The organism is Micromonospora sp. LOL_014 (assembly GCF_048060245.1).
Lineage (GTDB): Bacteria > Actinomycetota > Actinomycetes > Mycobacteriales > Micromonosporaceae > Micromonospora_E.
The window spans coordinates 1-26806 of sequence record NZ_JBHMIP010000002.1; the positions used below are offsets into that span (position 1 = coordinate 1).

A 26806-nucleotide genomic window follows, 5' to 3' on the forward strand; every position below is an offset into this window, starting at 1 on the left:
GGGCCCACCCGCCGGGCCGCCCGGCCGGTGCCTACCGGCTACGGGCCTGGGCCTGGTGGCCGGCGGCCTGAGCCGGGCTGCCGCAGGCCGGATTGCGTGGCGCGACCATGCACAACGACCCCGCCCGCCGGATCATTCCGCGCCGACCTGGACCTCAGGGCCACCCACGCTCGACGCGCAGCGTCACCTCGATGAGCCCACTGGCGACGCGGCGGGAGAGACCGGGTCGCACCAGAGCCGTCGGGCAGCCGGCTGAGGGCTGGTGTTGGCCTAGGCTCTGGTTGGCCAGTGCAGCCATCATGGGTCAGGCCCACGGGTCGAAGGGGATATCTGCCGGTTTCGAGCGGTTGAGCAGGTTACGGAACCGGTCGTCCTGATCGGTGATCTTAATGCTGGCGGAGCCGAAGTCGGCCGTCATCAACCGGTCCCGCAGCGCCGTGCTGGGCCAGCCGTTCCAGTCGACGACCGGCGGGTACCGCCAGGTGCCATAGTGGTTCTCCGGCGGGTCGTCGTTGCTGCTCGCCAGCCGGAAGTTGTGCGAGCCGAAGGCACCTTCCTTGTGGTAAACGACCTTTGGGTGCGTGCCGTCGAAACGCACCGAGGACCGCGGATAGGTTTGCACCTCACCGTGCACCGTACGGGACACGTAGTCGACCCGGTCCGACGTTTGGTTCACCCAGGAGACGACGTGCTCCCAGTCGTGCCGGTGACCGCAGCAGCCCGGCAGAACCTGGTCCTTCTCAAAGTAACTCGCGTACACGATGGCGCACCAGCCGTTGTTGCACTTCGACCTGGCGTACGTCTGAGTCCGGTCGAGATCGGACTGGTCACGGCAGTTGCCGTTGACCGCACCGCTGGTGTTCAGTCCGCCGTTGAGGGTGCCGTCGGGGGCGATCGCCGCGACCGGGTAGCACCCGTCGCCGTCGTAGTCGTAGGCCGGGGAGAACATCAGCTCATAGCCGCCGGCGGACTGGGGCAGGTTGGGCAGGTTCGCGGCCCGCGCGGCCGTGGCTGAAGCGACGACCAGCACAGTGGACAGCGCTGCGGCCGCGATCCAGTTCCGGCTGCGGGTCGGCGTACGGTTCGGGCTGGCGGATCGACGCAAGGCGGCCTCCCTGGGTGACCGAAGTGACCAGCTTATTGTGGTCAACGTCGATATCCAAGGAGTTGACTACCGGTGGCCGTACGGTGCACAGCCGAGCAGTGGATCAGAGCCCGTGCGGCAGGGCCCGGTCGGTGTGGCCGAGGCTGAGATCGGGCGCGATACGGTCCCGTACCAGTCTTTTCAGCTCGGGGATCCCCGGGAAGCCGCTCTCCCCCCGCGACCAGATCGTCTCGCCGTCCAGCCGGACCTCGAACACGCCGCCGGTGCCCGGCACCAGCGCCACCTCACCGAGCCGCAGCGCGAATGTGGTGAGCAGCTCCTGAGCCGTCCACGCGGCGCGCAGCATCCAGCGGCACTGCGTGCAGTACTCGATCTCCAACCGTGGCTGTTTGGTGTTGGTCACCAACCGAGTATGCCTGCGCCGGGCACTGGGTCGACAAGGCCACTGCCCGGCATGTCCGGCACGGCACCGTCGACTAGGCCACCGTACCGGCAAACGCCTTTGCCGGTCTGGCAAGCTGGGTGGCATGGACGACGACCTCGACCATGCCCTCGACTCGGTCGGCCCCCGGCTGCGGGCGCTGCGCAAACAGCGCGAGACGACCCTCGCGGAGCTGTCGGCTGCCACCGGCATCTCGGTGAGTACCCTGTCCCGGCTGGAATCCGGCGCTCGCCGGCCCACCCTGGAACTGCTGCTGCCCCTCGCCCGCGCCCACGGGGTCAGCCTGGACGAACTGGTCGACGCGCCACCGACCGGCGACCCGCGCATCCACCTGCGGCCGGTCAGCCGCTTCGGGATGACCGTCCTTCCGCTCAGCCAGCGGGCCGGCGGCATCCAGGCGTACAAGCTGATCATCCCAGCACTCAGCCCACGCCGCGAGCCTGAGCTGAAAACCCACGAAGGCTACGAATGGCTGTACGTCCTCGACGGGCGACTGCGTGTCCTGCTCGGTGAGCACGATCTGATCCTCTCCCCCGGCGAGGCGGCGGAGTTCGATACCAGGGTGCCCCACTGGTTCGGCGCTGTCGGTGATGAGCCGGTCGAGTTCCTCAGCCTCTTCGGCCAACAGGGCGAACGCGCCCACCTGCGCGCCCGCCCCCGGGAGCGAGCGCGGGAGCGGGAGCGGGCCGGGGAACGAGCCAGGGAGGGTGGCAGGCCCTGAACCGCGTACGTGTCTGGGCCATGCTCGGCTCCGTCTGCGTCGCCGTCGGTCTGTCGACCGCGATGGCCGCGCCGACCTGACCCTGTTCCTCGACGACGCGGTCCGGGCCAGCGCCGGACAGATCGCGCTGTGCCTGGTCGCCGCCCCGGTCTCGGCGGTGGTGACCGCCACCGTGGTCGGCCGGGTGTTCATCCAGTGCGCTCACCTCGGTCGTACGGACTTCCCGGTCTTTCTGCTCATCACGGTCACCTTGACCGCGTCGGCGCAGGTGATGGTCCCGCAGATGTTCGCCTACGCCCGGGAGGCGCTGGCCGGGTCCGCGCGAATAGCGATGGCGATGAGCACCTTCCTTACGCCGTTCTCCGTCGCCTGGGTGGCCAACCCGCCGCTGGCGTCGCTGCTGCTCACCGCCGGTGGATTCCGGCTCACCTACGCCGCCGTCCGCCCTGGTGTACGCCGTCGCCGGCGGCGTCGTCCTGCTCGCCTTGCGGCACCGTCGTCACCCGGACCTCGGTGCGGCGCGGGACACCGACCGGTACGGGACGGACGCCTCCCGCCGGATGATCTGGTTGAGCGTCGCCGCGTTCGGCCCGCGCGGGTTCCGGGAGACCCGTGGCCCGGTCGCCGAGGTGCGGGCCAGCGATCAGGCCCGGGATCCGGGCAACGGCCGCCGGATGTGGGCGGCGGCGGCCCGGCTCACCGGCGTCACGTACCTTTGACCGCCGCAGGAGATCACCATTGGGCCGATCCGTCGATGGGCGCAAGGTCGACCTCGGCCAACCGTCGGGCTCGACACTGCCGGGTCACCACAGTGGCCGGTCGAGGCAGACGAGGTCACCGCCGCCACCCCACAGGTGCACGAACGCTACGTCGACGTCCGCGACCGGGCGCTGCCGCTGCTCACCTGAGGCCGGCCGCCGCGTACGCCGACCCGATCCGGTCCCCGGTGCCAGATCGGCTCAGTCAAGGTCGAGCAGGTCTTTGATGTCGGCGGCGGACAGCTGCGCGGAGGCGAACTCGCCCCCGTCGAGCACACTGCTGAACAGCTCGGCCTTGCGCTGCTTCAACGCCATGACCTTCTCCTCGATGGTGTCCTTGGCGACCATCCGGTAGACCATGACGTTCGACGTCTGGCCGATCCGGTGGACGCGGTCGACGGCCTGGGCCTCGGTCGCCGGGTTCCACCACGGGTCGAGCAGGATGCAGTAGTCGGCCTCGGTCAGGTTGAGACCGAAGCCGCCCGCCTTGAGGCTGATCAGGAAGACGTCGGCGTCGCCGCGTTTGAACTCGGCGATCACGGCGGCCCGGTTGGTCGTCGACCCGTCGAGGTAGCCGCACCGGACGCCGGCGGCGACGAGCCGGTCACGCGCCGCGCCGAGAAAGCGCGTGAACTGACTGAACACCAGCGTACGGTGGCCTTCGGCGACCAGGTTGGTGATCTGGTCGGCCAGCACGTCCAGTTTGGTCGATGGGACACCCTGGTGTCTCGGGTCGACCAGGGCGACGTCGAGGCTGGCCTGGCGCAGCAACGTCAACGACCGGAAGATCTCGAACCGGTTCTTCTCCAGGTCCCCGAGCAGGCCGAGGACCTTCTGCCGTTCCCGTTGCAGATAGGCCTGGTAAATCCGGCGATGCTTACGGTCGAGGTCGAGCTCCAATACCTGTTCCTGCTTTTCCGGCAGGTCGGCGGCGACGTCGGCCTTGCGACGACGCAACATCAGCGGCCGGATGCGGCGGCGCAGCTGGGCGAGCCGGTCACCGTCGCGGTCCTTCTCGATCGGCGTACGATAGTAGTCGATGAACCGATCCAGCCGGGGAAACAACCCGGGGGCGGTGATCGAGCAGAGCGCCCAGAGTTCGAGCAGGTTGTTCTCCATCGGCGTACCGGTGATGGCCAGCTTGAACGGCGCAGTGAGCTGCTTGGCGCAGCGGTGGCTCTGCGACTGGTGGTTCTTGACGAACTGTGCCTCGTCGAGGATCAGCCCCGCCCAGTCGAGCGCCTGGTAGTCGTCGAACTCCAGCCGCAGCAGCGTGTACGAGGTGACGACGATGTCCGCCCCGGCGGCCGCCCCGGCGAGTTCCATGCCACGCCGTGCCGCGGTCTGGGTGACCGCCCGTACGGTCAGATCCGGGGTGAACCGCGCGGCCTCGGCGACCCAGTTGTGGATGACGCTGGCGGGGGCGACGACGAGGAACGGCACGTCGGCGTGGGCGTGCCGGATCAGGGCCAGCGCCTGCAGGGTCTTGCCGAGACCCATGTCATCGGCGAGGATGCCGCCGAGCTGGTGCTCCCGCAGGGCGGCGAGCCACCGAAACCCGTCAAGCTGGTACGGGCGCAGCTCCGCCCGTACCTGCGGGGGCACCTGGTGGTCGACGGCGGCGCCGGCGGTGGCCAGCTCGCGGACCGCGCGCTGCCAGGCGGCGGCCTGGCCGGTGATCTCCCCCAGCTCAGCCAGTTCGGCCCAGAGACCGGCCTGGAAGCGGCCGACCCGCAGCAGGCCCGGTGGCCGGTCCTCCAGTGCCCGCGATTCGTCGATCAGCTCGCGGAGCTGGGCGAACTCGGGGCGGTCGAGGCTGAAGTACGTGCCGCTGGGCAGGATGAGGTACTGCCGGTCCTGGGCCAGCGCGGTGAACAGCTGATCGAAGACGACCTGTTCGCCGCCGACGCTGACCTGCACTGACAGGTCGAACCAGTCGTGTTCGCCGGGATGGTCGGTGCCGGCGAACCGGATGACCGGCGCCTCGTCCGCTTCCCGGTAGTCCGGTACGGGCTCCTCCGCCGACTCGACCACCTCGACGCCGTCGATGTCGGCGAGCCGGGGCAGGACCTCGCTGAGGAACCGGATCATGGCGTCGCCGCGGAGCGTGGTCAGGGCGACGAGTCGCGGGCCGTTCGGAGTCGACTCGATCGCCTCCGGGACCGCTTTGGCCGTCACCTCGGTGACCTGGCCGACGACGGCGTCGCGTGAGTCGGCGTGCCCGCGTGAGTCGGCGTGCCCGCGCGGACCGGTGGCCCACAGCGGCTCGGTCTGCCGGTGCGCGCCGATCGCGCGGACCCACTGCCAGTGGATCGACAGCGCCTGTTCCGGCATCGGGGTCACGGCGAGGGTGAGCGTGGGCGGCGACACCGGTGGCAGGTGCACCGCCGGGCCGGCGGCGACGACCTCGACCTGTTTGAGCAGCTCCGGGTAGAACCGTTCGAAGAACCGCGCCTCGTCGGCAGCGGGGACGCGGATCGCGGGACCGGCCAAGGACTTCGCCGCCGCCGGGGAGACCGCGCCGGACAGCCGTGCCAGCCGCAGCACCCGGTCCCGGGGCTGCGGCTCGACGCCGCCGCGCTCGGCCCACCAGGCGATCCCGTGCGCCGGTCGGCCGACGAAGACGGAGAACTCGGCGGCTACGGGTACGCCGTCGGCCAGCAGCACCGGCTGCACGATCAACTCGTCGTCGGTGCGGTCGACCTGCACCGACAGTCGTGCCGGCTGCCGGCCGACGACCACCGGCCGGCCGTACTTGCCGGGTTGGACCAGCGGCAGCCCGGCGTCGTCGGCCTCGGCCAGCAGGTCCCAGATCCGCCGGCTCGCGAACGCCTCCAGGAAGATCGTCGTCGGGTGGCTGTAGTAGCCGTAGCGGTCGCTGTCCACCGTCGACAGCGTGAGGATCTCGCCGAGCAACTGGCGGTGCCGTTTGGATTCCGGCGATCTGCCGTGCCCGGCGTACTGCACGTTCGACCAGCTGATGCCGGAGCGGACCCAGCCGTTCTGGCCGGGTAGGACCGGACGCAGTGCGACGCGGCCGGCGAGCGCGCCGACGCCGGCCGCGGCCGGTTTGACCAGCTCGAACTGCAGGCCGACGGTGGCCTGGGGCGGCGCGGCGGTGACGACCGGGGCGACGTCGGAGACCAGCGCCGACAGGCTCTTCTCCCAGTCCACTGTTGGCGCATCCGGCGCCCGCCGCTGCTGCGGGACCGTCGGCGACGCTCCGACGACGGCCCGCAGCACCAGCGCGTACGGGTGGCCGCAGGCCCTCTCGCCGCAGGAGCAGGCCCCGTCGACGGTGGCGACGAGCCCGTCGGGGTCGGTGGTGACCGCGGCCGTCACGGTGCCGCCGCGCCTAGGGTCCAGTCGGCCCTGGGCGTGCCCGGTCGTCGCATCCCACCGGGCGTCGGTCAGTTCGCCGTCCGCGAGTTGGGCACGGGCGCGCAGGAACGCCCGTACGCCGACGATCTCACACAACGCCGCCTCTTCGACGGTAAGTTCCAGCTTCGCCACTGTTCGTCGTCTCCCGATCAGGCCGCGTCGCGACGTAGGTTAGCCGGGTGTCAGCGCAACGATCGAACGCCCGTCCCAGTGACGCATCGTCGACCCGTACCGATTCGGCAGCCGGGGTGGTCGCCGCCCCGGTCGCGCGCGTCTACGCAGCTCTGGTCGACCCGGACGCGCTCGCCGCGTGGCTGCCGCCGCAGGGGATGACCGGCCGGTTCGAGCGGTTCGACGCCCGACCCGGCGGCGGGTACCGGCTGGTCCTGACCTACGCCGACGCGACGACCGCGCCGGGCAAGGCCACCGCCGACACCGACATCGTCGAGTCCCGCTTCGTCGACCTCGTCCCCGGCGTACGGGTCGTGCAGGCCGTCGACTTCGTCGCCGACGATCCCGCGTACGCCGGCACGATGACGATGACCTGGGAGGTGTCGACGGTCGACGGCGGCACCCGGGTGGACATCCGCGCCGACGACGTACCGGCCGGCATCAGCGAGGCGGACCACGCCGCCGGCCTCGCCTCCTCGCTGGCGAACCTCGCCACGTACGTCGAACGGTAGCCTGCGCCGGCTCCGCTGCGGCTGTTCCGTACTGCACTGAGCGACGCACAGGTCGACCAAGCCGGTTGCTGGCCGCCGGGTGGCCCTGTTGGGCGTCTGGTAGCCCGAGGGTCCTAACGGCCGCGCTGCCCGCATGTCCTTCGAGTGCCCCGCCTAGCCCAACTGGTCGCCGATCGTAATAGCTATGACCGAAAGATGACATATAAGATAATAACTTTCACATATCAACACTCATCAGTATATTTGACTACCTGAGCAGTTCAGGGACGCCTTAGGCGTACACGCACAGCCGGGCCCCTTGCGCTGCATAGCCGCGATCATCGGGGAGGCGGGGCTGTCGATGGCACACGACGCAGATGAGGTGGAGTTCGAGCGATTTGTCCGTTTGATACGACATTGGCTACGAAAGGAGGCTTACGACATCTGCGGCGACTGGCACGAAGCGGAGGACCTTGTCCAGATAGCGCTGTTCAAGATGTATCAACACTGGAACCGGTTGGACCGGCGGACAGCGCTCGGCGCCTACGCTCGCCGTATCGTGGTCCGCAACTTCCTCACAGAACGCCGTCGGCCGCGCTGGCGACACGAGAGCGCAACGACGTCGATCACGACAACGGATATCGCGCTGGCACCCACACCGCACACCGCCGTCGACGACCGCGTATACCTGTCACCCGCGCTGCGACGACTGGGGCCGCGTCAACGCGCAGTCCTGGCGCTGCGTTTCTTCCACGACCTCAGCGTCACACAGACGGCACACGCGCTCGGGTGCGCGACGGGAACGGTGACCAGCCAGACGGTGCGGGCCCTCGCGGCGTTGCGGAGAGATCTCCAAACCTGACCGCAACCCATGCAGCATCCGTCGGGCACCGGTACGTGTACGCATCGACACCCATCGAGAGTTGCACGGGAAGGAATCAGTCGATGAGGTTACGTCGCACACTTGCAATCGTCACCGCAAGCCTGCTGGCCGGTGCCGCGCTCACCGCGAACACGTCCGCCCCAGCCAACGCCACCCCGACGGGAACGGCTCTGTCTTCCTGGAACCCCGCACTGATCTCGTCAGAGATGATTTACGATGGTTCCGTCGTCCGGCAACGATTCGAGGACGGCATAACCGTCGTCGCGCCTGCCGAATCCCGGGTGATCTTTAAAGGCCAGGTGCCCACCGGGGAAGCCGGCGCGACTGGCGAGGCACGCGTGATCAACCAGGAGGTCCGGGTCATCCTGCCAGAATCCGGTGAACCGACTATGGCCGACGCGCAAAAATACGCCGAAGCCGGACGCAGCGTCTACGCGGACGCCGTCGCGGCGGGCTTCAGTGCCGCCGAGGCTCAGCAGATCTCCAACAAGCTACGTGCGCGAATGCTCGAAAACCCGCCGATCTGGTCGTCGGGGTGCGTCTACAGCGACGACGTCGACCCGGACCCCGACTACAACTGGGACGGCTGCTTCTCGCGGTACGTCACGGAGGACTCCGACCCCAACAACTTCTACTCGACGGAATCCACCCTGGCCAGCGGATGGGGCACCGGCGTACTCGGTGGCGGCAAGGAGCTGAGTTCGGGCTACACGCGGAGCTTCTACAACCTCTTTGAAGGCGAGCTCGTCGAGTGGTCCCCGCCGGGCAGCCTGACCGGCAACAACTGCAACACCTTCACAATCAGCCTGACTCAGATCGTCGGGCTGGAGTTCGGCGTCCCTCTGTGTGATGACAGGTGGGCGGTGACGAAGAACCAGTGGAGCCATACCTCCGACTGGCAGGGCGGCAGCGCCGGCGGCTCCAGTGACACGCGGTACGCGGCCAACGCCACCACCCTGCGCGTGCCGAACGGCCTCAGTGGCGTCTACGTATACCAGATCGGCTGGTCATACCGCTGCTTCTGCTGACCGACGAGAGCGAGGGGGTGGGGCCGCCATTTGCCCCACCCCCTCTGGTCGTCCCTGCGTCGGGACATGCGAGTAGCCGTCGAAGATGGGAGAATGCCGACATGACGCGGCTACACACGCTATCGCCGAGCCGACAGTTCAGCGCCCGAGCCGCCGTTGCTGCGCTGACCGTCGCAGCCACCATCGGTTTGGCATCATGCGCGCAGCGGCACTCCGACCCGGTTGCACCAGCCAACGCCGCCAGCGTCCAAGAGGAGTGGCTACGTAAGTACCCACCAGTTACTGAGAAGCCGGCCCAGCTCGACCAGCAAGGCCGGGAGTGGACGACCCTCGCCTGGCTGTCCACCAACGACTCGCTATGTGTAGCCAGCATCAGAACCAGCCGGCCGACCGGCGACCTTGTCTCTTGCATGCCGGCGCCCGCTGCCCTTCTCGTCCCAGGGCCGCCGACACTGCCGTCCAAACCCCTGCCCCACCTAGGCCCGGTCAATCCCGACGATCCGGAACTACGACTTTTTGTCGGAACGGTCAGAGGACCTGCCGCGACTGTCGATGTCACTGTGTTTGGTACGACCGCAACCGCACCGGTTGTCGCCTTCTCGACAGCTGACCAGCGTCACGTCGGCGTGTACGCAGTCTGGCTACCAACCGCCGGTCAGGGCGGTTTCCATTGGCCCGATATCACTTCCGTCATCGCCCGTAGCGCGACAGGAGACATCACCGCCCGGCTAAGCTGAACGGCCGCGCTGACTCGACCGGCAATCGGCGGCAGCCCTCACACCCCTACCAGCTGCTCAGAACGTCGATCCCCCGTGCGGACGATCACGCCGATCATTTCGACGCTGGTGTCCGCGATCACTCCGACCGCGAGGTTCGCCATCCATCCTCACCGTCGGCCTCCCTGCAGCACTGCTCATACTGTAGCTTCGAGCGTACGGGGTGATCGACCATGATCGAACATCACCCGGTCGTTGGTGACGTATCGAAGCTGAGGCAGATATCCGCAGGTGCGCCCGGCACCGACGCCACCTCGGACCGGTGCCAGTGCGGTCCGACCGCGTCGGTCGCCACCCGCTGCCAGAACGGCTGCGCTCCTGGGTTGTACGCCTGGAAGGCGATCCGCCACCGGCCCGGCCATTCGGCGATGGCCTGACCAGCGGCCACACGTCCCACGCCGGTCCGCCGCAACGGCCGGACCACGAAGAAATCGTTGATCGAGGCAATCTCATCCGCCCGGCCCGCCATGACGAATCCGCCAAGCTTTCCCGCCACTGTGATCAGCCACGCCCGAGTGTCCGGATCCGCGCCGGCCAGAAAGCGGTCGAGACGGCGATTGTTGTAGGTGCCGTCCGCGTTCGGCAGGTGACGGTACGCCTCGGCAAGGTCGTACCGGTACAGCTGCCCCAGGTTGCCGAGCACCGCACGGTGCGACCGGTCGACCGGCGTCAGGCCGACCGGCGTCGACGGAAGCTCCGGCGGGCGCATGCCGGCCCCGGTGGTCAGCGTACGGCTGACGGGGTGTGGGCAACGAAGGCGGACCAGGCGGCCGGCGCGAAGGCCAACGTGCCACCGGCCCGGTCCTTCGAATCGCGCACCAGCACCCGGCCCGGCAGGTTGTCGGCGACCTCCACGCAGTCGCCGCCGTTCGGACTGCTGCGGCTCGACTTGCGCCAGATCGGCTCACTCGTGTTCATCGATTATCCTCACGATCAGGTCGCGGCCCGGATCCACGCCGGGTGTGAACGAGTGCCTGGTGTTTGGACTCCCACAGCCACCGTACCTGCGGAGGCACGACCTGGGTGGGCCAGAGCCGGACGAGTGTCGGGCCGTCGAGCCATCGAACGAGATCATCTGCCGTCGTCGCTTCGCGGAGCACTGTCTCGTACATGCTGGCCAGCCCACGAGGATTGGCAAGGTACGGGCGCTGGTCGGCGTAGCGCGATCCGGGCGGCGCGGCTCGCGCGGCCGGCCTCGCCCCGGCTGGTGGGACGGGGGCGAGGCCGGTCGGCTGAGTGCACATGCCCAGAGGGCTGGGTGGGGCGGCGTTGGGGGTGGGTCAGCGTACGGCGGACGGGGTGTGGGCGACGAAGGCGGACCAGGCGGCCGGCGCGAAGGCCAGGGTGCCACCGGCCCGGTCCTTGGAATCGCGCACCAGCACCCGGCCCGGCAGGTTGTCGGCGACCTCCACGCAGTCGCCGCCGTTGGAGCTGCTGCGGCTGGACTTGCGCCAGATCGGCTCACTCGTGTTCATCGATCATCCTTAGCATCAGGTCACGGCTCTGGCTGACGGTGAGTGCCAGTCCCGACACAGCATCCCACGTCTGTTCCAGGTCGACCACGTCCTGAGCCTCGGTGACGATCCGGCCGCTCAGCTGGTCATCCAGGTAGCAGGCCCGTCGGTCGTTGGGGAGGCAGGCGATGACGAACGCGCCCGCGATCCCGGGGTGCATGCCGACATCGGCGGGGAGCACCCGGATCTGCACATCCGGGCGGTGACCGATGTCGACCAGGTGCTCCAACTGGTCCTTCATGAACGCGCCGGTCAGGCGCAGCACCGCCTCGGCGATGATCGCGGTGAACTGGATGTCCTCGCCGCGGTCCAGCGTGGCCGACTGGCGTTCCAGTCGAACGGCGAGCGCCTCGTCAAGCCGCCGCCGGGTGCGCGGCCCGGCGGTGAGGACGGCGCGGGCGTACGCCTCGGTCTGCAGCAGCCCCGGGATCACCAGCGGCTGGAACGAGCGCAGCACCAGCGCCCGGCGCTCACTCTCCAGCCAGGAGCGCAGCCACAGGGCCTGCGCGTCCTCCCGGGCGGTCCGGGACAGCCGCTGGATCTGGTCGCCGGTCTCGTAGATGCGGTCGAGGTCGACGGCGGTGTCCGGCAGTGGGATCGACTTGCCGGTCTCGAACGCGCCGATGAGGGAATTGCTGACCCGGATGGCCTCACCCACCTGGGCCTGGGTCAGGTTGCGCTTGAGGCGCTCACTGCGCAACAGATCCTGAAGTTCACTCATCTCCTGGCCTCCATTGGAATCCACTGGTACGCGCTGGAATGACTGACGCATGGCAATCGGTGAACTGAGTATTCCGTGTCGAGGTCGCACAGTCCAGGGTAGAAATCGCCACAGGCGCTTCGACGACGGCAAGGGAGATCACGTGGTACGCAACGACGGGATCGGCGGCACACCCCGCCTCGCCCGCTACACCTCGATCGGCACGCCGCCCGGCGGAGAAAAGGATCATGATTCGACGCCGAACCGACCGCCACTGCCGGACAGCGTCCACCTGTCAGTTGATCATCCGGTGGTACGGCGGGCGCGGGAGATCGTCAGCACGCATCTGCCGAGCCGACTCGCCGAATGCCGGGTGTGCAATTCCGCCGCGCTCTGCGAGCCGTTCACGAAGGCGCTCGCGGTGCTGCGCCGGCACGATCCGGGAAAGGCCCGACGGGTGATGGCCGTACTCTATTTCGCCGGCCTGTGGCCTCCGGTGACCCCCGACGACGAAGCCGATGGGAATGGGGATGGTGACGATGTCGCGTGACGAACTGCTCCGCGTCGGCGACACGCTGCGCCTGGGCAAGGCCGACTGGGTGTACGCCGACCGGTCGATGATCGTCCGGGTCGCCGACATCCGCTACGGGCTCGACCAGGAGCAGTCGCAGGTCGTCGGGCTCATCGGCACCGTCGTCGCCGGTGGCCGGGACGGCCGGATGGTGGCGATCGCGGTCTACAAGAGCGCGCTGACCCGCCCCGGTGTCGTCGAGCGCCCGCGCCCGGTCAACGGCGAGACCTACGACAATCGGCCTCATGAGCACTGAGCGCACACCGGCCGTACCGCCCGACTCCGCGCACGCGGTGACCGCGAGCCGCCTGTGCGCCTGGCTCATCGTGGCGGGTTGGCCGGCCGAGCAGGTGTTGCGGGGCTGAAGGAAACGCGGGTCAAGGGTCAGGGGCGGTCCATCATTCGCAGCGCCATGGTCGGCGCGTCGGCCATCACCGACGTCGGGTTCGACACGCCACCGGTGGCCCAGACCTTCGACCGGGCGATGTGCACCCCCGGGTAGAGCTCGACGACGTCGGTGGCCTGCAACGGCCGGGCCTGGCGTTTGATGGTGCGGCGTTCGTCGTCGTCGGGCGAACCCCCCGGCCGTACGCCGGTGCCGTTGGTGCTGACGTCCTGCACGACGAGGTCCCTGCCGTGCAGCTCGAACCGGACGTGGCTGCGGCTGATCCAGCGCCGCGCCTCCTCGGTGAGCCACTGGCCGAGCATGATGCCTTCGCCGCGCTCGGGTGCCCGGCCGACCACCATCGGGTGGTCGGCGGAGACGACGAACCGCTGCCGGACCATGCCGTCGATCCGGATCGACAGCACCTCGGCCGGCGGGCGGGCACCCGTCTCGGTGAGCCGTTCCCCGTGCCGGGGGCAGGTCGGCTGGCCGGTACGCAGCGTCGGCGGCGGCTGCCCGCCGGGGCGGCCGACCCGCATCCGGCCGAACAACGCGCACTCCGGGTCCGGGCAGCTCCACAGCCGGGCCAGCAGTTGCGCACCGGCAGGCGACGGCTCGGCGGTCGCCGGTGTGTTGCCGCCACCGGCGCGGGCGGTCAGCGCCGGGCCGCCGTGGCCGGGCAGCGGGGCGAGCAGCCGGCCAGGCTGGTTGAGCCACTGGTAACGCCCGCGCATGCCGTCGAACCGGTGGCGGCTGAGCACCGGCAGGCCGAGCAGTTCGGCGACCTCCAGCAGCCGGTCGGCGGGGTCGGCGAGCACCTCCACCAGGCCGTCGTCGGACCACCGGCGGGCGACCATCCGCTCGTTGGAGGTCAGGTCGGCGTCGGAGAGCATGCCTCGGTGCACGACCACGTACACCGGAACGTTCTCCTCGGCGACGCTGCGGCCGAGGGCGTCGATCAGCTGCCCGAGGCGCAGCATGTTGGCCGGCCGACCGTTGTCGAAGTCGACGTACCGGACGACCTCGGCCAGGTCCACGACGGCGCGTGCGGTCGCCGGGTCGGTGCTGAGTCGGCGCTCGATCGCGTCGAGCACCTTGCTGACCTCGAATCTCACCGCGTACCTCCCCCGGTCAGGAATCCCACCGCGTACCTCTCCCGGTCTGGGAATGTCACCGTGTCCGCTCCCCCGTCAGCCCTGCGCCGCGACGATCTCGTCGATCCGGCGGGCCAGCTCGATGTCCAGGGCGGTGGTGCCGCCGGCCGAGTGGGTGCGGCACCGGAAGGTCAGGGTCCGCCACCGGATGTCGATGTCCGGGTGGTGGTCCATCTCCTCGGCGGTGATCGCCACCCGGGTCACCACGGCGACCGCGTCGGGAAAGGTCGCCAACGAGACGGTACGGGCGATCGCCTCGGGGTCGCCTACCCAGTCCGTCAGCTCCGCGAGCGCGGCCTGCACCTGTGCGGTGTCCAGCACCTCTGCCATGCGGTGACCTTACCGTCTGTCCCGCCCAACTGATCGGCACGCGGGTCGCGGCGAGTAGGTTGACCCCCTCATCAGTCATTCCTGTTTGGGAAGGCATCAATGCCACAAACGAGGCAGACCGCTGCAATTGTCGGCGGGCTTGTTGTTTCCCTCGCCCTCGCCGTCACCGGGTGCGGCCGGTCGGGCCCCGCCACCGACCCGGACCCGACGGCCACAGCCTCGGCCACCTCCGCCGACGACCGGGCTGACGACCACGGCGACGCCACGCAGGCGCTGGCCGCCGCGATCGGCAAGGCCCAGGAGCAGCCCGCCAGGGTGCGGTTCGTCATGTCCAGCCGGTCCGGCGAGACGACCGAGGCGCACGCCGAGATCGACCCGGAGAACCAACGGATCAAGGTCGAGTCCTACTTTCCGGAGGACGGATCCACGGTGATGATCACCATGATCCTGCTGGAGAAAGACTTCTACCTCATGAGCGGCAGCGGAGAGCGGGCCGGGGTCTGGTTCCACACCGATCGGGCGAACCTCCCGCCCGGGGGCACCTTCGACACGATGGCCAAGGGCGATCTGATCGGCGCGGCCGGTCTGATCGGCGGCGTCACCGCAGCCGAGTGGACCGGGGACAACGTGATCGCCGGCACCGTCGACCTGACCGAATGGTCCTCTGTGGCCCTGCCCGAACTCGATGAACTCGGCGAACTCGGTGAGCTGGGTGACATGATCCGCGCCGTACCGTTCACCGCCGCCCTCGACCGCGAGCGCCGGCTCGTCGACCTGTCCCTCGGCGACGAGCAGCAGATGCCCGAAATGCCGACGATCTGGCTGCGCCTCGGTAACTTCGGCCGGGCCGAGACCATCGAGGCCCCCACCTACGGCGAGATCGTGCCGATGCCGGAGGCGATGGTCGCCGCCCTCGCCGATTGACTCGATTGACCCGATCGGCACCGGACCGCACCTGTCGGCACCGCGCCGCATCTGTCGGCACCGGACCGCGCACCGATCGGCAGCGGTCCACCCCGGACCGGAGCCGACCGGTAGGCTGACGCGGCACCAGCCGGCGGGCGCCGAACCGCAGTGGTACGGCGACGTCTAAGGCGCCACCATCGTGGCGTGCTCCCGCCGGCAATCATTCACGAGGGGACGGAACACTTTCATGCACATTCGACGGATGACGCACGCCGGAATCGGCGTCGTCGCCGCGCTCTCGCTCGCGGTCTCCGGCTGCGGCGGCACGGCTGACACCGACGCACCCGCGACCGACAGCAGCGCCGAGGCCGGTGCCGCCGACAGCCGGGGTGACGCCACGGAGGCGATCGCCACCGCCACCGCTAAGAGCACCGAGGAGAGTGCACGGCTCACCATGAGCCTGGGCACCGAGGCCGACGGCGCCCTGATGGAGGTCGTCGGCGACGTCGACCCCGCCGGTGACAAGGCGAACATCGAGATCAACATGGGTGCCGACGGCGACACGGTGAAGATCGTTCTTCGCCAGCTCGGCACCGACATCTACATGCAGCTCGGCGGCACGGACATGGACGAGCTCGCCGACGTGTGGATGAAGTCGGACACCTCGAAGCTTCCTGCCGGTGCCGGCTTCAGCATGATGCCGACCGGTGACCCGGCCGAGATGATCGGCAGCGTCGCCGAGGCCGAGTGGTCCACCGAAACCGAGATCGCCGGCTCGATCGACATGACCCAGTCGCCGAGCGCCGACGAGGAGATGCTCGCCGATCTGGGTGACGCCGCCAAGGCGGTGCCGTTCACCGCGGCCCTCGACGCCGAGGGCCGGCTGGTCGAAATGGTCATCGACCTGGAGAGCGTGTCGCCCACCTCCGGCACCATCACCATCGGGTACGCCAACTTCGGCGAGCCGGTGACCGTGGAGAAGCCGGACGGCGAGATCATCGACATGTCGGACGACATGCTGGACCTGTTCGACGCCTGACCGGCAGGCGGAGCAGTCCGACCGGCAGGCAGCGCTAGGCCGACCGGCAGGCAGCGCTAGGCCGACCGACGGTGCGGGGCCGCCCACTGAGGTGGCCCCGCACTTGCCACCCAGCGGTCATCATGATCCCTTGACGCTGAGCTGGGCGACACGCCGGCAGCAGACCGAATTTTCATCAACTGATCATGGGTACGGCGGGGAGCGGAACCGGGTGGATCAGCCGCGGCAGCCGGCCGACTCAACGCAGCGGACGGCCGACGGAGTGCAGGTGGCGCAGCGCCTCGGCGTACGAGTCGAGCAACCCGGCCTCGGTGTACGGCAGGTCGCGTTCCTGGCAGTAGCCGCGCACGATCGGTTGGGCGTACCGCAGGTGCGGCCGCGGCATGCTGGGGAACAGGTGGTGCTCGATCTGATAGTTGAGCCCACCGAGCAGCAGGTCGACGGACCAGCCACCGCGCACGTTTCGGGAGGTCAGCACCTGCTTGCGCAGGAAGTCCAGGTCGTCGTCCGGGCCGAACATCGGCATACCCTTGTGGTTCGGCGCGAACGCGCACCCCATGTAGAGACCCCACAGCGCCTGGTGCAGCGCGATGAAGGCCACCGCCCGCAGCGGCGACAGCACCGCGAAGACGATCCCGAGGTACGCGGCGGTGTGCACCGCCAGCAGCGCCCCCTCCACGGCGCGCCGCTTCACCGGGCCGTTGATCACCGCTTGGATGCTGGCCACCCGCAGGGACAGGCCTTCGAGCAGCAGGAGCGGGAAGAACAGGTACGCCTGCCGGCGGGCCAACCAGCGGCCGAAGCCCCGAGTCGCGGCTGCCTGCTCCTCGGTCCAGACCAGCGCACCCGCTCCGACGTCCGGGTCGTCGTCTACGTGGTTCGGGTTGGCGTGGTGCCGGGTGTGCTTGTCCATCCACCAGCCGTAGCCGAGCCCGACCCCGAGATTGCCGAGCAGCAAACCGGCGGTCTCGCTGGCCCGACGGGTGCGGAACATCTGCCGGTGTCCGGCGTCGTGGCCGAGGAACGCCACCTGGGTGGCGGCGACCGCCAACCCGACGGCGGTCAGCAGCTGCCACCAACTGTCCCCGCCGGCCAGCAGTACCGCCCAGCCGGCCAGGTAGGCCCCGACGGTCAGCACGATCCGGGCGGCGTACCAGGCTGGTCGGCGGTCCAGCAGCCCGACCTGACTCACCCGCCGCGACAGGTCGGCATAGTCGCTGCCCCGCGGCTGGGGACTGGTACGGGTGGGTGCGGCAGCAGTCATCGAATACCTTCCGTGGCTCTCCCGGCCCGTCGGGGCCGGCGATTCGGGGGGGGTGGCGGGTGTCTGGGTAGTGGCCGTGCGCCAGGGCGGCCGTGCCCGGGTGGTCGTGTCGGGGTACTGGCGGTGCCGGGGATGGCCGGGCCAGCGGCGTTTTCAGTCTGCGGGGATCCGCCGCACGGGGTAATCCTGTCTGCCCCCGGAACCCGGGTGACGCTAGCCCCCTCCCGGTCAGGTCATCCGGCCGACAACAGTACGCAATCTGCGCAGATCCCGGCGACGGCGCTCGTAGGTGACCGCCAGAGTGATCAACGCCAGGCCGCCGACGGCCAGGAAGCTCCACCGGGGCAGCAGGTCCCAGACGGCGACGAGCTCCCGCACCGCGAGGACCGCCAGCACCGCACCGCCGATCATGACTGGGGCCTGCCGGCGGTACGCCGCACCGAGCAGCACCGCCGCCACCGCCCCGGCCCCGAGCAGCAGCCGGCGCACCGGCTGACCGTCGGCGACCAGCACCGAGCCGAGGCTGGGCAGCAGGGCGGCGGCCAGCCCGGGGGCGTACCCGAGCCAGCTGGACCGCTGCGGGTGGGCGCGCAGGGTCAGCCAGCCGACGCCGAGCGCGGCCAGGGCCACCGGCAGCGTGTACGCCTCGGTCAGCGCCACCTGCTCGCTGGCCAGCAGCAGCCACCAGGCGATGATCTCGCTGGCCAGGGCCGTCATGGCCAGCGCCCACGGCCGGTGCGGCACCGCCTGCCGTCCGCCTGGCCGCAGCGGCACCGGGTGGACGGTTGCCAGCAGTACCCGGGCACCCAGCACGACGCCCCACAGGGTGCATACCCCGGCGGCGTACCGGGCCGAGCCGACCGTCATCAGCAGGGCCGCACCGGCGACGGCGTGCCCGGCTACTTCGACGCCGATCGACTCGGCCCGCCCCCGTCCGCCCCCGGTGGCCGACCGGAGGGCCAGCACCGCGCCGACGACCAGGGCCAGCGCGGCGACGGCGAGCACCGCGTACCCGCCGACCCGGACCGGCAGGTCAGCGGCGCACACGGCGGTCGCGGCGAGGACACCGCCGGCGACCACAGCGACGATCCCGCCAGCCACCCGCACCGGGGTACGGCGACCCACCGCGCCGATTCCGGCGGCGCACGCCACCACGGCGGCCAGCGCGGTCAGGGTGCTGACCCGGGTGGGCAGTAGACCGGCCAACCCGGACCCGGCCAGTGGGGCACCGACCAGCAGGGTGACCGCCACCTGCGGCGCGGCGGTGGACCGGGCGGCGACCACCAGCCCGACGAGTCCGGCGGCGAGGCTGAGTGCCGGCACCACCGGCCACGGCGTCCCGGCGCTGGCCAGGGCGGCCAGCAGGGCTACGAAGGCGACCGGGCCGCCGGCCGGCATCGCGTACCGCGCCCGGTAACCGGCCACGACGGCCACGGTGACGGCGGCTGCGAGCACGGCCAGGGTGACCGCCTCGGCGGCGGGGACCGAGGCCGGCAGCGCCGGGCTGAGTCCGGTCCCGGCCGGTACGCCGGCCCAGCTGGCGTCCAGCCAGCGGTACGGGGTGAGCAGCAGCGACGCCAGCACCGGCAGGGTGCTGACCGCCGCCGGCAGCACCAGCGCCGCGGCCACGCCGGTCAGCAGCAGCCGCAGTACGCCACGGGGGACGAGGGTCGCGGCGACAGCCAGCAGCAGTGCCGCCGCGGCGGCGTACCCGCCGGTGGACTCCCCCGGCACGTACGGCACGGCCCCGACGGCCGGAGCGACGAGGGTGGCGACGACGGTGACCGGCAGCGCCGCCCCGGCGTACCAGAGGTATCCGGGCCACCAGCGGCGGACCGCGACCAGCGCGACCGGCAGCCCGATGGCGGCGGCCGCTGCGGCGCGGGCCGGCCAGCCCGCCGACGTGTCGAAGGTGTGGACGGCGAGCGCGACGAGGGCGGGCCAGCCGGCCACCGCGACGGCGACGCCGAGGCCGCCGATCGGGGCCTGCCACCAGCAGGCTTCGGGTCGCCGCACGGCGCGGCGGGCGACGGCGGCGACGGCGAGCGCGGTGCCGATGACGACCGCGACGGCGGCCGTGGCGACTGCCGGTCGGCCGGCGCTGACCAGCAGCGCGTGGCCGGTCATCAGGGCGGCGACGGCCGCGCTGGGCAACGCGACGACGGCATGCCGGGACCGGGCGGCCCGTACCGCCGCTACCGCCCCACCGGCCAGGCCGCTCGCGGCGACCGCCCACCACGGCACCGGGATCGCCGCCGGTACGGTCAGCAGGCCGGTGGCGGCACCGACGGTGAGCAGCACCGGCCGGAGCACCCGGGGCAGCAGCAGGATCAGCGCGCCGGTGACCGCGACGACGGCGAACGGCAACTGCCAGTCGCCGGGCGCGTCGACCGGGCCGGTGCCGGCCCGCCACAGCGGGCGGGCCGCCGCAATGCCGGCGACCCCGACGACCAGCGCGGCGAGCAGCATGCCGGTCCCGAGCAGCCCGGTCACCAGCAGCGCACCCGCCCATGGCCCGGTGCGGACCACCGCCGGCAGCCGGCCGCGCAGGTAGCGGCCGGCGAGGGCGAGCCCGACGGCGGTGCTGGCGGCGATGGCCAGAGTCAGCGACGGTGCCGGTTCGGTGCCAGCCCGGATGACGGAGATGGTGACCGCCGGTGCCAGTCCGGCCAGGCTGATCGCCTGCAGCGCCGGTACGCCGGTGAGCCGGCCGGCGACGACCAGCACGGCGGCAACCGCCAGTAGCGGCGACCCGGCCAGGGCGGGGGCGCCGGACGGGTGGCCGAGGATGACGGCGGCCAGGGCGGTGATCCCGGCGGCGGTCAACGCCACGCCGACGGCCACCCAGCCGGTGATCCGCAGCGCCAACCGGGCCGGCGGGGTGAGCGCGATCATCGCCAGGGTGCCCAGGGCGGTGCCGAGCAGCAACAGGGTGGTGCCGGCGGCGTCGGCGCGCAGGTCGGCGGCGAGCAGCGGCAGCACGGGTTGCGCGGCGAGCAGGGCAGCGAAGCGAGCCGCGGCCAGGCCGGTGGTCAGGTGGTAGCCGGCGGCGACCAGGCCGGTGACGGCGAACGCGGCGGCGGCGTACCGGGCGGCGGGCAGGTCGGCGGCGCCGAACAGGTCGACGGAGCGAGCGGCGTAGCCGTCGAGCAACACCAGCAGCAACCCGAGCGCGGCGAACGTCTCGGCAGTGCCGCGCAGGCCGCGCCAGGTGGCCAGCGGCGGCAGGGCGAGCAGTACGGCGGTGACGCCGGCCAGGATCGCGGCCCGGCCACCGACGCCGACGCTGGCCCAGGCGACCGCGGTGAAGACGATCGCGGCGGTGCCGAGCAGAAGTCCACCGAGGACGAAGAGAATGGTCTGCACGGTACGGATGGAGGTCTCCGGCCGTGGTGACGGGCCGCCGGCTGGTGGGGCTGCCGTCGCACCGGCCGGCGCGACGGCTGGCCGGGCCGGTTGGACGGTCGTCGCCCGTACCGCTGCCTGCAGCCGGACCGCCAACTGCTGCCGGCGGACCTGCGCGGCGTGCAACTGCCCACTCAGCGTGGCCCACGCGGACCTGGCCTGTTCGACGCGGGCGGCCAGCCCGGCTATCTCGCCGTCGAGCCGGATCACCTCGGCGGCGACCGGGTCGGGCCCTCGGCCGCAGCCCGGGCAGCCGGCGGCGAGGCTCGCCGGCGTGCCGCAGGCTGGGCACGGGTAGTGGGCTGTCGCGGTACTGCTCACAACCGCATCGTCGTCGCCCGGCCGGGTGACCGACAGAGTGCGGGTACTCAGTCCGACCGAGCGGACGACTCGGGTACGGACGGTTCAGGACCAGCCGACCACGAATGGACGACTGAGCTGAGGAACGACTCAGGGACGGGTGTGGTCGTACACCCACCGGGCGTAATCGGGATTGCCGGCTTCGATGACGGCGACCAGGATCTCGGGTACGTCGTAGGGGTGCGCGGTGCGCAGATAGGTGACCAGTGGGTCGCTACGGTCGGTGGCGGTCTTGAACTGCACAGACCACTCCTTTGTGGTCTCCACCCGGCCTTCCCACCAGTAGGTGCTGGCCACCGGACCACCGATCTGGGCGCAGGCGGCGAACCGGCCGGCAACCGCAGAAGCGGCAAGCACCTCGGCGACCGAACGGGCATCCACCACCGTCGTCACAACGGAGATTTGATCCACGGAGCGAACCCTACGCCCTCAAGGTGTCCGAGCGGTTCTTCTCGATCCACAAATCGATCCGCGCCCACCAGTCGTAGAGCCACTCGATGCGTTCGTCACGGCCGGCCGGGATTTCCTCGGGCGACACCGACCAGAACCGCATCACGATCCGTTTGTCCATCGGCAGTTCCCGCCACACGTCGGCTCCGGTCAGCATCCGGTCCAAACCGGTGTGCGCGACGAAGATGACGCCCGCGTCCGGGGCCGCGTCCAGCGCGGCGAGCAGGCCGCCGGGGCGCGGCGCCAGAACGTGCCGCATCGACTCGGCGCGGGCCGCCATCCCGTGCAGTCCCAACGCGTGCAGCCGCTCGATGGCCCGGCTGCGCCGGCCCGGGGTGAAGTTGCCGCCCTCGGGAAAGATGACGAACGCGTCGTTGGCGTCCAGTCCGGTCGCCAGATGCGCGATCTGGGTCTCGACCGGCTCGGCGCGCCGGTCACCGGGGGCGATGAACCGGTTGGGCAGCCGGTTGAGCAGCACATCGATCGCCGGATCCCACTGCAGGGTCTCCTTGAGCACGATCCGCGGCTCCCGGTCGAACCAGTTGACCAAGCCGTGGATCAGGATGAACGAGTCACCCGGGCCGGCGTGCCGGGACACCACCAGTTCGGGACGGCCGGGCAGCGCGGTGTCCGGATCGGTGCCGACCACGTCGATACTCAGCCGCAACGCCCAACGGGCGTGCCAGAAGAAGAACGTCAGGAACCAACCGGTCAGCACGTAGTGGGCGCGTTGAAAGGCCGGGCTGCGGATCTTCCAGCCGCAGCCGGAGGCCAGCCAGAGTCCGAATAGGGCGGTCAGAGCGGCGGTGTCCCACAGCAGATAGACCACGGCGACCCAGAACAGTCGCAACACCCGCAGCCGGCCGGGCACCAGCAGCGAGGCGGCGGCGGCCAGAAAGATCCAGAACGGCAGCGTGGTGAGCACCGCAGCGGCAAGCAGCGGTACGGCCGGGGCGAGCAGTGCCCGGCGTACCCAGCGGGGTGGCAGCGGCATCAGCAGCCGGCCACGTTGGTCTTGAGGTAACGCCGGGAGGCGGTGTAGGCGCGGCTGATCCGTCGGCCGACAGCAGTCATGTCCCGGTACGCCCAGGGTGTGTCGTCACGTGTCTCTCCCCCACCGGTCGGCAGTACGTGCACCTCCACATCGTGGCCGAGCGCCGCCAGTTCCCGGGCGAACCGGTGCCGGCGGGCGATCTCGAAGGCGACCTGGGCGACCTCCCAGGGCCGCCGGGGCGCGCTGAGTGGCCGCTCGATCCGGCCGACCTGGAGCACGAAGACGCGCTTCGCCCCGGCTTCGACGGCCTTGCCGATCGGGATCGAGTTGACGATCCCGCCGTCGACGAAGTGCTCGCCGTCGATCTCGGCCGGTGGCAGCAGGCCGGGCACCGCGGCCGAGGCGAGCACTGCCGGCACCACCGGGCCGGCGTCGAACCAGTGTTCGGCGGCGCGTTCAATGCTGGCGGCACAGCAGTGGAACGGCACGGCCAGGTCGGCGAAGGTGGTGGTGTCGCCCAGTTCGGCCTCCAGCAGCCGGCGCAGTGGCCGTGGCGAGTGCAGGTGGGTACGGGCGGCGAACCGGCGCAGTTGACGGGCCATCGAGTCGCCGTACACCTCGCTGGCCTCCGGGGAGGCCCAGAGCCGGACCAGCCGCAGGGTGACCGCCTCGGAGGGGTCGGCGGCGACCAGTGCACCGTTGACGGCCCCGATCGAGGTGCCGACGACGAGATCGGGCTCGATGCCGGAGCGGAACAGGGCGCGCAGCATGCCGACCTCGACCGCGCCGAGCACCCCGCCGCCGCCCAGCACGAAGGCGACCGGACCGTTGACCATGGCATTCATCCTGGCACGGGCCCGATGGCCGCCGGTCGGGGTCGGCTCACCGCCCGGGCTCGGTCGGTATTACCGGCTCATCGGCAATCCTGGCCCATGTCGGGCTAAATGATAAATGTTCACCTGTTTACCGTGCCGTTGACAGGACGTGCCAATTCGCGCAGCCTGATACGACCTCCACTCCCCAGGCAGGTGCGACAACGATGGCATCGCTGCAAGCGGGCGAACTGCTCGCCCGCAGATACCGTCTCATCGACCGGATCGGTGCCGGCGGCATGTCGGTCATCTGGCGCGCCCGCGACGAGGTGCTCGACCGGGTGGTCGCGGTCAAGGTGCTCGCCGCGTCGTTGGCCGCCGACGCACGGTTCCGCAGCATGGTGCGGGAGGAGGCACGGTCCGCCGCCCAGCTGATCCATCCACACGTGACCGCGGTGCACGACTACGGCGAGGCGGTCGCACCGGACGGCACCGTCACCGCGTTCGTGGTGATGGAGCTGCTGTCCGGTGAGGAGCTGGACGCCCGGCTCACCGCCGGCCCGCTGACCTGGCCGGCGGCGGTGGAGACCTGCGCCCAGGTAGCCGAGGCGCTGGCCGCCGCGCACCGGTTGGGCATCGTGCACCGCGACGTCACTCCGGCGAACATCATGATGACCTCGATCGGTGCCAAGGTGCTCGACTTCGGTATCGCCACCCAGATCGGCGCCCCCGACGAGGACGAGGAGGGCGAGACCTTCGGCACCCCGGCGTACGTGGCCCCGGAACGCCTCGACGGCCGACCGGCACAGCCCGCCGCCGACGTCTACTCGCTCGGCGTCCTGCTCTACGAGACCCTCACCGGCCGGGTACCGTACCCCGCCGACACTTGGGACGACCTGCACCGCGCACTCGATCAGGAGATCCCGCCGCTGACGGTGCCCGGACTGCCCACCCCGGTCGCCGAGATCTGCCTGCGCTGCCTGTCCCGGGACCCGCTGAGCCGCCCCACCGCGCACCAGGTCGGCGCCGCGCTGCGGGACCAGTTGCTACCGGCCGATCCGCAGGCTGCGACCATGCTCGCGCCGACGATGACCCTGCCGGCGGCGGCCGGGTCCGACGCTCCGCCACCCGCCGACGCCGAAACACCGGCCGCCGACGCCGGGCCGCCGGCTGTCGACGGTCAACGGCGGGTCGGCCGGCTCGATTCCAGGGTCGCCACGCTACTGGTGGTCGGCGCCGTAGCGGTCGCCGTGATCCTGCTGCTGCAGCCCGAGGTGCCGCGGCGGCCGGGCAGCGACCATCCGCCGCCCGCCGGGCAACCGCGGTCCGCCGGTACGCCCGCCGGTCCCACCCCGCCGACGCAGCCAGGGCCGTCGGCAGACGCACCTCCCACCGACGCACCCGCCACCGGCGCCGCGCCGACCCCCGCGGCAACCGACACCGCGCCAGCGGCGACCGCACCGGTCGTTCCGACCGTCGACGAGGCGATCACCCTGCTCGGTCAGGTGATCGACGACGGGCTGGCGGACGGCGCGATCCGCCGCGACGCCGGCCTCGACCTGCAAAACCTGGTCCGTAACCTGCGGACCTCGTTGACCAGCGGCACCGCCGACATCGACCGGGACGTCAACCAGCTGCGCCGCAAGGTGCGGATCCGCGCCGACGAAGGCGCGATCACCTACGCGTACGCCGACGAGCTGGACTCGGCACTGGACCAGTTGGCCGGTGCCGCTGTCTGACCGCCGGCAGCCACGGCACCGACCGGGTCGCGGTACAGGCGCGTCAGTGCAGGCGGATGCGGTGCCCGGACCGGTCGAACAGCAGCAGCCGGGCCAGGTCCAGCGCCATGGTCATCGTCTCGCCGGGCCGCGGCGGTGCTGTCGCCGGCACCCGGACCACGACATCGCCGTCACCGTCCGGTGGATCGGATGGATCCGGCTCGTACACCGGGTAGAAGCCGTACCGGGTCCGGGCGGTCGCCGGCGGGTCCGGACGGCGCTGCTGCGGGATCATCCGGGCGATGGTTTCCCGCAGCTGGTGTCGGGGCGGCGGATCCTCAGCCAGCAGCTCGGCCAGGTGGGTCTGCGGATCCGGCAGATCCAGTTGCGACTCAGCCGGAGAGGTGGGCAGGCCGCCGGTGTCCACCCAGGCCAGTGCCTCGTGGCCGAGGTTCTCCACCGCCCGGACCGTGCCGCGCAGGGAGACCGACAGCCTCCGGTCGGACCCGGCCGGGTCCGGGCCGTCGGGCCGCGCCGGGTCAGCGCCGGTCGGCGGTACGGGGTACAGCGCGTCGGCCCGCAACGCCACGGTCACCCGCTCGGTGTGGTGCTCGGCCAGCCGGGCCACCCGGGCGTCACCCACCGGCAACTCCAGCACCTGCGAACCGAGGTCGATCACCATCCGGTCCGGCTCGGCGTAGACCGCCCCCTGCAGCAGGCTGGTCCGTGGGGTGCCGAGGAACGCCGCGACGAACAGGTTCGCCGGGTCACCGTACACCTGCTCCGGCGGCCCGATCTGCTGCAGCCGGCCCTTGCGGAGCACCGCGAGCTGGTCCGCCATCGTCAGCGCCTCGGTCTGGTCGTGGGTCACGTAGACGGTGGTCACCCCGTGCCGGCGGGCCAGCGCCGTCACATCGGCCCGCAGCCCGGCCCGCAGCCCGGCATCCAGATTGGACAGCGGTTCGTCCAGTAGGAACGCCTTCGGCTGGCGCACGATGGCCCGGGCCATGGCGACCCGCTGACGTTGCCCACCGGACAGCACGGCGGGCTGCCGGTGCAGGTGTTCGGCGATGCCCAGCTCGGCGGCCACCTGCCGGATCCGCTGTTCCACCGCCGGGCCGTGACCCATACGCAGCGGAAAGGCGATGTTCTGGGCGACCGTCAGGTGCGGGTACAGCGCATGGTCCTGGAACACCATGGACACCTGTCGTCGCTGCGCCGACCAGCCGTCCACCACCCGGTCGTCGATCAGCACGTGCCCGGACGTCGGAGTCTCCAGGCCGGCGACCAGCCGCAGGATTGTCGACTTCCCGCACCCGGTCGGCCCGAGCAACACCAGGAACTGGCCGGACGGGACGGCGAGACTCACCCCGTCGACTGCGACAGTGCCGTCGTCGAAGACCTTCGTCAGCCGGTCGGTGGCGATGGCGACCACGCGATCACCTCCT

At 70.8% G+C, this 26806-nt stretch carries 25 protein-coding genes; 10 read left to right on the forward strand and 15 right to left on the reverse strand.

Annotated elements, in window-relative coordinates:
• Positions 1-304: 304 nt before the first annotated feature.
• Positions 305-1105 carry an NPP1 family protein gene (locus ACFHW1_RS01705; RefSeq protein WP_416552358.1) on the reverse strand — a complete coding sequence of 267 codons (801 nt, stop codon included), beginning with the start codon at positions 1103-1105 and terminating at the stop codon, positions 305-307.
• A 103-nt stretch (positions 1106-1208) separates the two neighbouring features.
• Positions 1209-1508 carry a SelT/SelW/SelH family protein gene (locus ACFHW1_RS01710; protein ID WP_416552357.1) on the reverse strand — a complete coding sequence of 100 codons (300 nt, stop codon included), beginning with the start codon at positions 1506-1508 and terminating at the stop codon, positions 1209-1211.
• Positions 1509-1632: 124 nt separating this feature from the next.
• On the opposite strand from ACFHW1_RS01710, the gene ACFHW1_RS01715 reads away from it, so the two are divergent.
• On the forward strand, positions 1633-2268 hold the full coding sequence (locus ACFHW1_RS01715) for a helix-turn-helix domain-containing protein (protein WP_416552356.1): 636 nt from the start codon (positions 1633-1635) through the stop codon (positions 2266-2268).
• Positions 2269-2681: 413 nt separating this feature from the next.
• On the forward strand, positions 2682-2987 hold the full coding sequence (locus ACFHW1_RS01720) for a hypothetical protein (protein WP_416552355.1): 306 nt from the start codon (positions 2682-2684) through the stop codon (positions 2985-2987).
• A 240-nt stretch (positions 2988-3227) separates the two neighbouring features.
• Here the strand turns inward: ACFHW1_RS01720 and ACFHW1_RS01725 are convergent, their stop codons facing one another.
• Entirely contained in the window at positions 3228-6539 is a 3312-nt protein-coding gene (locus tag ACFHW1_RS01725; protein WP_416552354.1) for an SNF2-related protein, read from the reverse strand.
• A gap of 47 nt (positions 6540-6586) precedes the next feature.
• Here ACFHW1_RS01725 and ACFHW1_RS01730 point away from each other — a divergent pair, with 47 nt between their 5' ends.
• The 3 genes from ACFHW1_RS01730 to ACFHW1_RS01740 all read left to right on the forward strand — a co-directional run bounded on the left by ACFHW1_RS01730 (position 6587) and on the right by ACFHW1_RS01740 (position 8980).
• Positions 6587-7090: an SRPBCC domain-containing protein gene (locus ACFHW1_RS01730; RefSeq protein WP_416552353.1), complete on the forward strand. Its 504-nt coding sequence runs from the start codon at positions 6587-6589 to the stop codon at positions 7088-7090.
• A 340-nt stretch (positions 7091-7430) separates the two neighbouring features.
• The gene (locus tag ACFHW1_RS01735; RefSeq protein ID WP_416552352.1) at positions 7431-7931 is read left to right on the forward strand and encodes a SigE family RNA polymerase sigma factor; all 501 of its coding nucleotides are present in this window, start codon (positions 7431-7433) and stop codon (positions 7929-7931) included.
• 83 nt (positions 7932-8014) lie between these two features.
• Positions 8015-8980 carry a hypothetical protein gene (locus ACFHW1_RS01740; protein WP_416552351.1) on the forward strand — a complete coding sequence of 322 codons (966 nt, stop codon included), beginning with the start codon at positions 8015-8017 and terminating at the stop codon, positions 8978-8980.
• 960 nt (positions 8981-9940) lie between these two features.
• Here ACFHW1_RS01740 and ACFHW1_RS01745 read toward each other — a convergent pair.
• From ACFHW1_RS01745 to ACFHW1_RS01760, 4 genes are all read right to left on the reverse strand, one after another.
• Complete coding sequence (locus ACFHW1_RS01745) at positions 9941-10465, reverse strand: GNAT family N-acetyltransferase (RefSeq protein WP_416552350.1); 525 nt, start codon at positions 10463-10465, stop codon at positions 9941-9943.
• A 14-nt stretch (positions 10466-10479) separates the two neighbouring features.
• Positions 10480-10674 carry a DUF397 domain-containing protein gene (locus tag ACFHW1_RS01750; RefSeq protein ID WP_289207543.1) on the reverse strand — a complete coding sequence of 65 codons (195 nt, stop codon included), beginning with the start codon at positions 10672-10674 and terminating at the stop codon, positions 10480-10482.
• A gap of 362 nt (positions 10675-11036) precedes the next feature.
• Positions 11037-11231, reverse strand: coding sequence for a DUF397 domain-containing protein (locus ACFHW1_RS01755; RefSeq protein WP_123605197.1), 195 nt, complete (start codon positions 11229-11231; stop codon positions 11037-11039).
• Positions 11218-11991, reverse strand: coding sequence for a helix-turn-helix domain-containing protein (locus ACFHW1_RS01760; RefSeq protein ID WP_416567580.1), 774 nt, complete (start codon positions 11989-11991; stop codon positions 11218-11220). The genes ACFHW1_RS01755 and ACFHW1_RS01760 overlap by 14 nt, the downstream gene beginning before the upstream one ends.
• 49 nt (positions 11992-12040) lie before the next feature.
• Between ACFHW1_RS01760 and ACFHW1_RS01765 the strand changes: the two genes are divergently transcribed.
• Entirely contained in the window at positions 12041-12520 is a 480-nt protein-coding gene (locus ACFHW1_RS01765; RefSeq protein ID WP_416552348.1) for a hypothetical protein, read from the forward strand.
• On the forward strand, positions 12510-12797 hold the full coding sequence (locus ACFHW1_RS01770; protein WP_416614679.1) for a hypothetical protein: 288 nt from the start codon (positions 12510-12512) through the stop codon (positions 12795-12797). The genes ACFHW1_RS01765 and ACFHW1_RS01770 overlap by 11 nt, the downstream gene beginning before the upstream one ends.
• A gap of 128 nt (positions 12798-12925) precedes the next feature.
• Here the strand turns inward: ACFHW1_RS01770 and ACFHW1_RS01775 are convergent, their stop codons facing one another.
• A complete protein-coding gene (locus tag ACFHW1_RS01775) occupies positions 12926-14041 on the reverse strand; it encodes an FHA domain-containing protein (protein ID WP_416552346.1) in 1116 nt (371 codons plus the stop codon).
• Between the two features lie 75 nt (positions 14042-14116).
• On the reverse strand, positions 14117-14410 hold the full coding sequence (locus ACFHW1_RS01780) for a 4a-hydroxytetrahydrobiopterin dehydratase (RefSeq protein WP_278167350.1): 294 nt from the start codon (positions 14408-14410) through the stop codon (positions 14117-14119).
• Positions 14411-14509: 99 nt separating this feature from the next.
• On the opposite strand from ACFHW1_RS01780, the gene ACFHW1_RS01785 reads away from it, so the two are divergent.
• A complete protein-coding gene (locus tag ACFHW1_RS01785; RefSeq protein WP_416552345.1) occupies positions 14510-15334 on the forward strand; it encodes a hypothetical protein in 825 nt (274 codons plus the stop codon).
• A 244-nt stretch (positions 15335-15578) separates the two neighbouring features.
• Positions 15579-16355, forward strand: a complete 777-nt coding sequence (locus tag ACFHW1_RS01790; RefSeq protein WP_416552344.1) for a hypothetical protein — start codon at positions 15579-15581, stop codon at positions 16353-16355.
• A gap of 238 nt (positions 16356-16593) precedes the next feature.
• Here the strand turns inward: ACFHW1_RS01790 and ACFHW1_RS01795 are convergent, their stop codons facing one another.
• The 5 genes from ACFHW1_RS01795 to ACFHW1_RS01815 form a co-directional block, all read right to left on the reverse strand.
• Positions 16594-17619, reverse strand: a complete 1026-nt coding sequence (locus ACFHW1_RS01795; RefSeq protein ID WP_416552343.1) for a fatty acid desaturase family protein — start codon at positions 17617-17619, stop codon at positions 16594-16596.
• Between the two features lie 228 nt (positions 17620-17847).
• Positions 17848-21345: an SCO7613 C-terminal domain-containing membrane protein gene (locus tag ACFHW1_RS01800; RefSeq protein ID WP_416552342.1), complete on the reverse strand. Its 3498-nt coding sequence runs from the start codon at positions 21343-21345 to the stop codon at positions 17848-17850.
• A 129-nt stretch (positions 21346-21474) separates the two neighbouring features.
• Positions 21475-21795 (reverse strand): divalent-cation tolerance protein CutA, encoded by a 321-nt coding sequence (cutA, locus tag ACFHW1_RS01805; RefSeq protein WP_123605207.1) that lies wholly within the window; start codon positions 21793-21795, stop codon positions 21475-21477.
• Between the two features lie 10 nt (positions 21796-21805).
• Positions 21806-22828 (reverse strand): 1-acyl-sn-glycerol-3-phosphate acyltransferase, encoded by a 1023-nt coding sequence (locus ACFHW1_RS01810; protein WP_416552341.1) that lies wholly within the window; start codon positions 22826-22828, stop codon positions 21806-21808.
• A complete protein-coding gene (locus ACFHW1_RS01815) occupies positions 22828-23664 on the reverse strand; it encodes a patatin-like phospholipase family protein (RefSeq protein WP_416552340.1) in 837 nt (278 codons plus the stop codon). Before ACFHW1_RS01815 ends, ACFHW1_RS01810 begins: the two co-directional genes overlap by 1 nt.
• Positions 23665-23867: 203 nt before the next feature.
• Between ACFHW1_RS01815 and ACFHW1_RS01820 the strand changes: the two genes are divergently transcribed.
• Positions 23868-25379, forward strand: coding sequence for a protein kinase domain-containing protein (locus ACFHW1_RS01820; RefSeq protein ID WP_416614681.1), 1512 nt, complete (start codon positions 23868-23870; stop codon positions 25377-25379).
• 43 nt (positions 25380-25422) lie between these two features.
• On the opposite strand, the gene ACFHW1_RS01825 is transcribed toward ACFHW1_RS01820, so the two are convergent.
• Positions 25423-26793: an ABC transporter ATP-binding protein gene (locus ACFHW1_RS01825; RefSeq protein ID WP_416552338.1), complete on the reverse strand. Its 1371-nt coding sequence runs from the start codon at positions 26791-26793 to the stop codon at positions 25423-25425.
• Positions 26794-26806: the final 13 nt, after the last annotated feature.

Bases quoted from the DNA above. Each gene is read 5' to 3' on its own strand.
- ACFHW1_RS01770 (WP_416614679.1), top strand. From the start codon at position 12,510: ATGTCGCGTGACGAACTGCTCCGCGTCGGCGACACGCTGCGCCTGGGC.
- ACFHW1_RS01740 (WP_416552351.1), top strand. From the start codon at position 8,015: ATGAGGTTACGTCGCACACTTGCAATCGTCACCGCAAGCCTGCTGGCC.
- ACFHW1_RS01815 (WP_416552340.1), bottom strand. From the start codon at position 23,664: ATGGTCAACGGTCCGGTCGCCTTCGTGCTGGGCGGCGGCGGGGTGCTC.
- ACFHW1_RS01820 (WP_416614681.1), top strand. From the start codon at position 23,868: ATGGCATCGCTGCAAGCGGGCGAACTGCTCGCCCGCAGATACCGTCTC.
- ACFHW1_RS01750 (WP_289207543.1), bottom strand. From the start codon at position 10,674: ATGAACACGAGTGAGCCGATCTGGCGCAAGTCGAGCCGCAGCAGTCCG.
- ACFHW1_RS01735 (WP_416552352.1), top strand. From the start codon at position 7,431: ATGGCACACGACGCAGATGAGGTGGAGTTCGAGCGATTTGTCCGTTTG.
- ACFHW1_RS01765 (WP_416552348.1), top strand. From the start codon at position 12,041: ATGGCAATCGGTGAACTGAGTATTCCGTGTCGAGGTCGCACAGTCCAG.
- ACFHW1_RS01790 (WP_416552344.1), top strand. From the start codon at position 15,579: ATGACGCACGCCGGAATCGGCGTCGTCGCCGCGCTCTCGCTCGCGGTC.
- ACFHW1_RS01785 (WP_416552345.1), top strand. From the start codon at position 14,510: ATGCCACAAACGAGGCAGACCGCTGCAATTGTCGGCGGGCTTGTTGTT.
- ACFHW1_RS01715 (WP_416552356.1), top strand. From the start codon at position 1,633: ATGGACGACGACCTCGACCATGCCCTCGACTCGGTCGGCCCCCGGCTG.
- ACFHW1_RS01760 (WP_416567580.1), bottom strand. From the start codon at position 11,991: ATGAGTGAACTTCAGGATCTGTTGCGCAGTGAGCGCCTCAAGCGCAAC.
- ACFHW1_RS01810 (WP_416552341.1), bottom strand. From the start codon at position 22,828: ATGCCGCTGCCACCCCGCTGGGTACGCCGGGCACTGCTCGCCCCGGCC.
- ACFHW1_RS01795 (WP_416552343.1), bottom strand. From the start codon at position 17,619: ATGACTGCTGCCGCACCCACCCGTACCAGTCCCCAGCCGCGGGGCAGC.
- ACFHW1_RS01755 (WP_123605197.1), bottom strand. From the start codon at position 11,231: ATGAACACGAGTGAGCCGATCTGGCGCAAGTCCAGCCGCAGCAGCTCC.
- ACFHW1_RS01745 (WP_416552350.1), bottom strand. From the start codon at position 10,465: ATGCGCCCGCCGGAGCTTCCGTCGACGCCGGTCGGCCTGACGCCGGTC.
- ACFHW1_RS01780 (WP_278167350.1), bottom strand. From the start codon at position 14,410: ATGGCAGAGGTGCTGGACACCGCACAGGTGCAGGCCGCGCTCGCGGAG.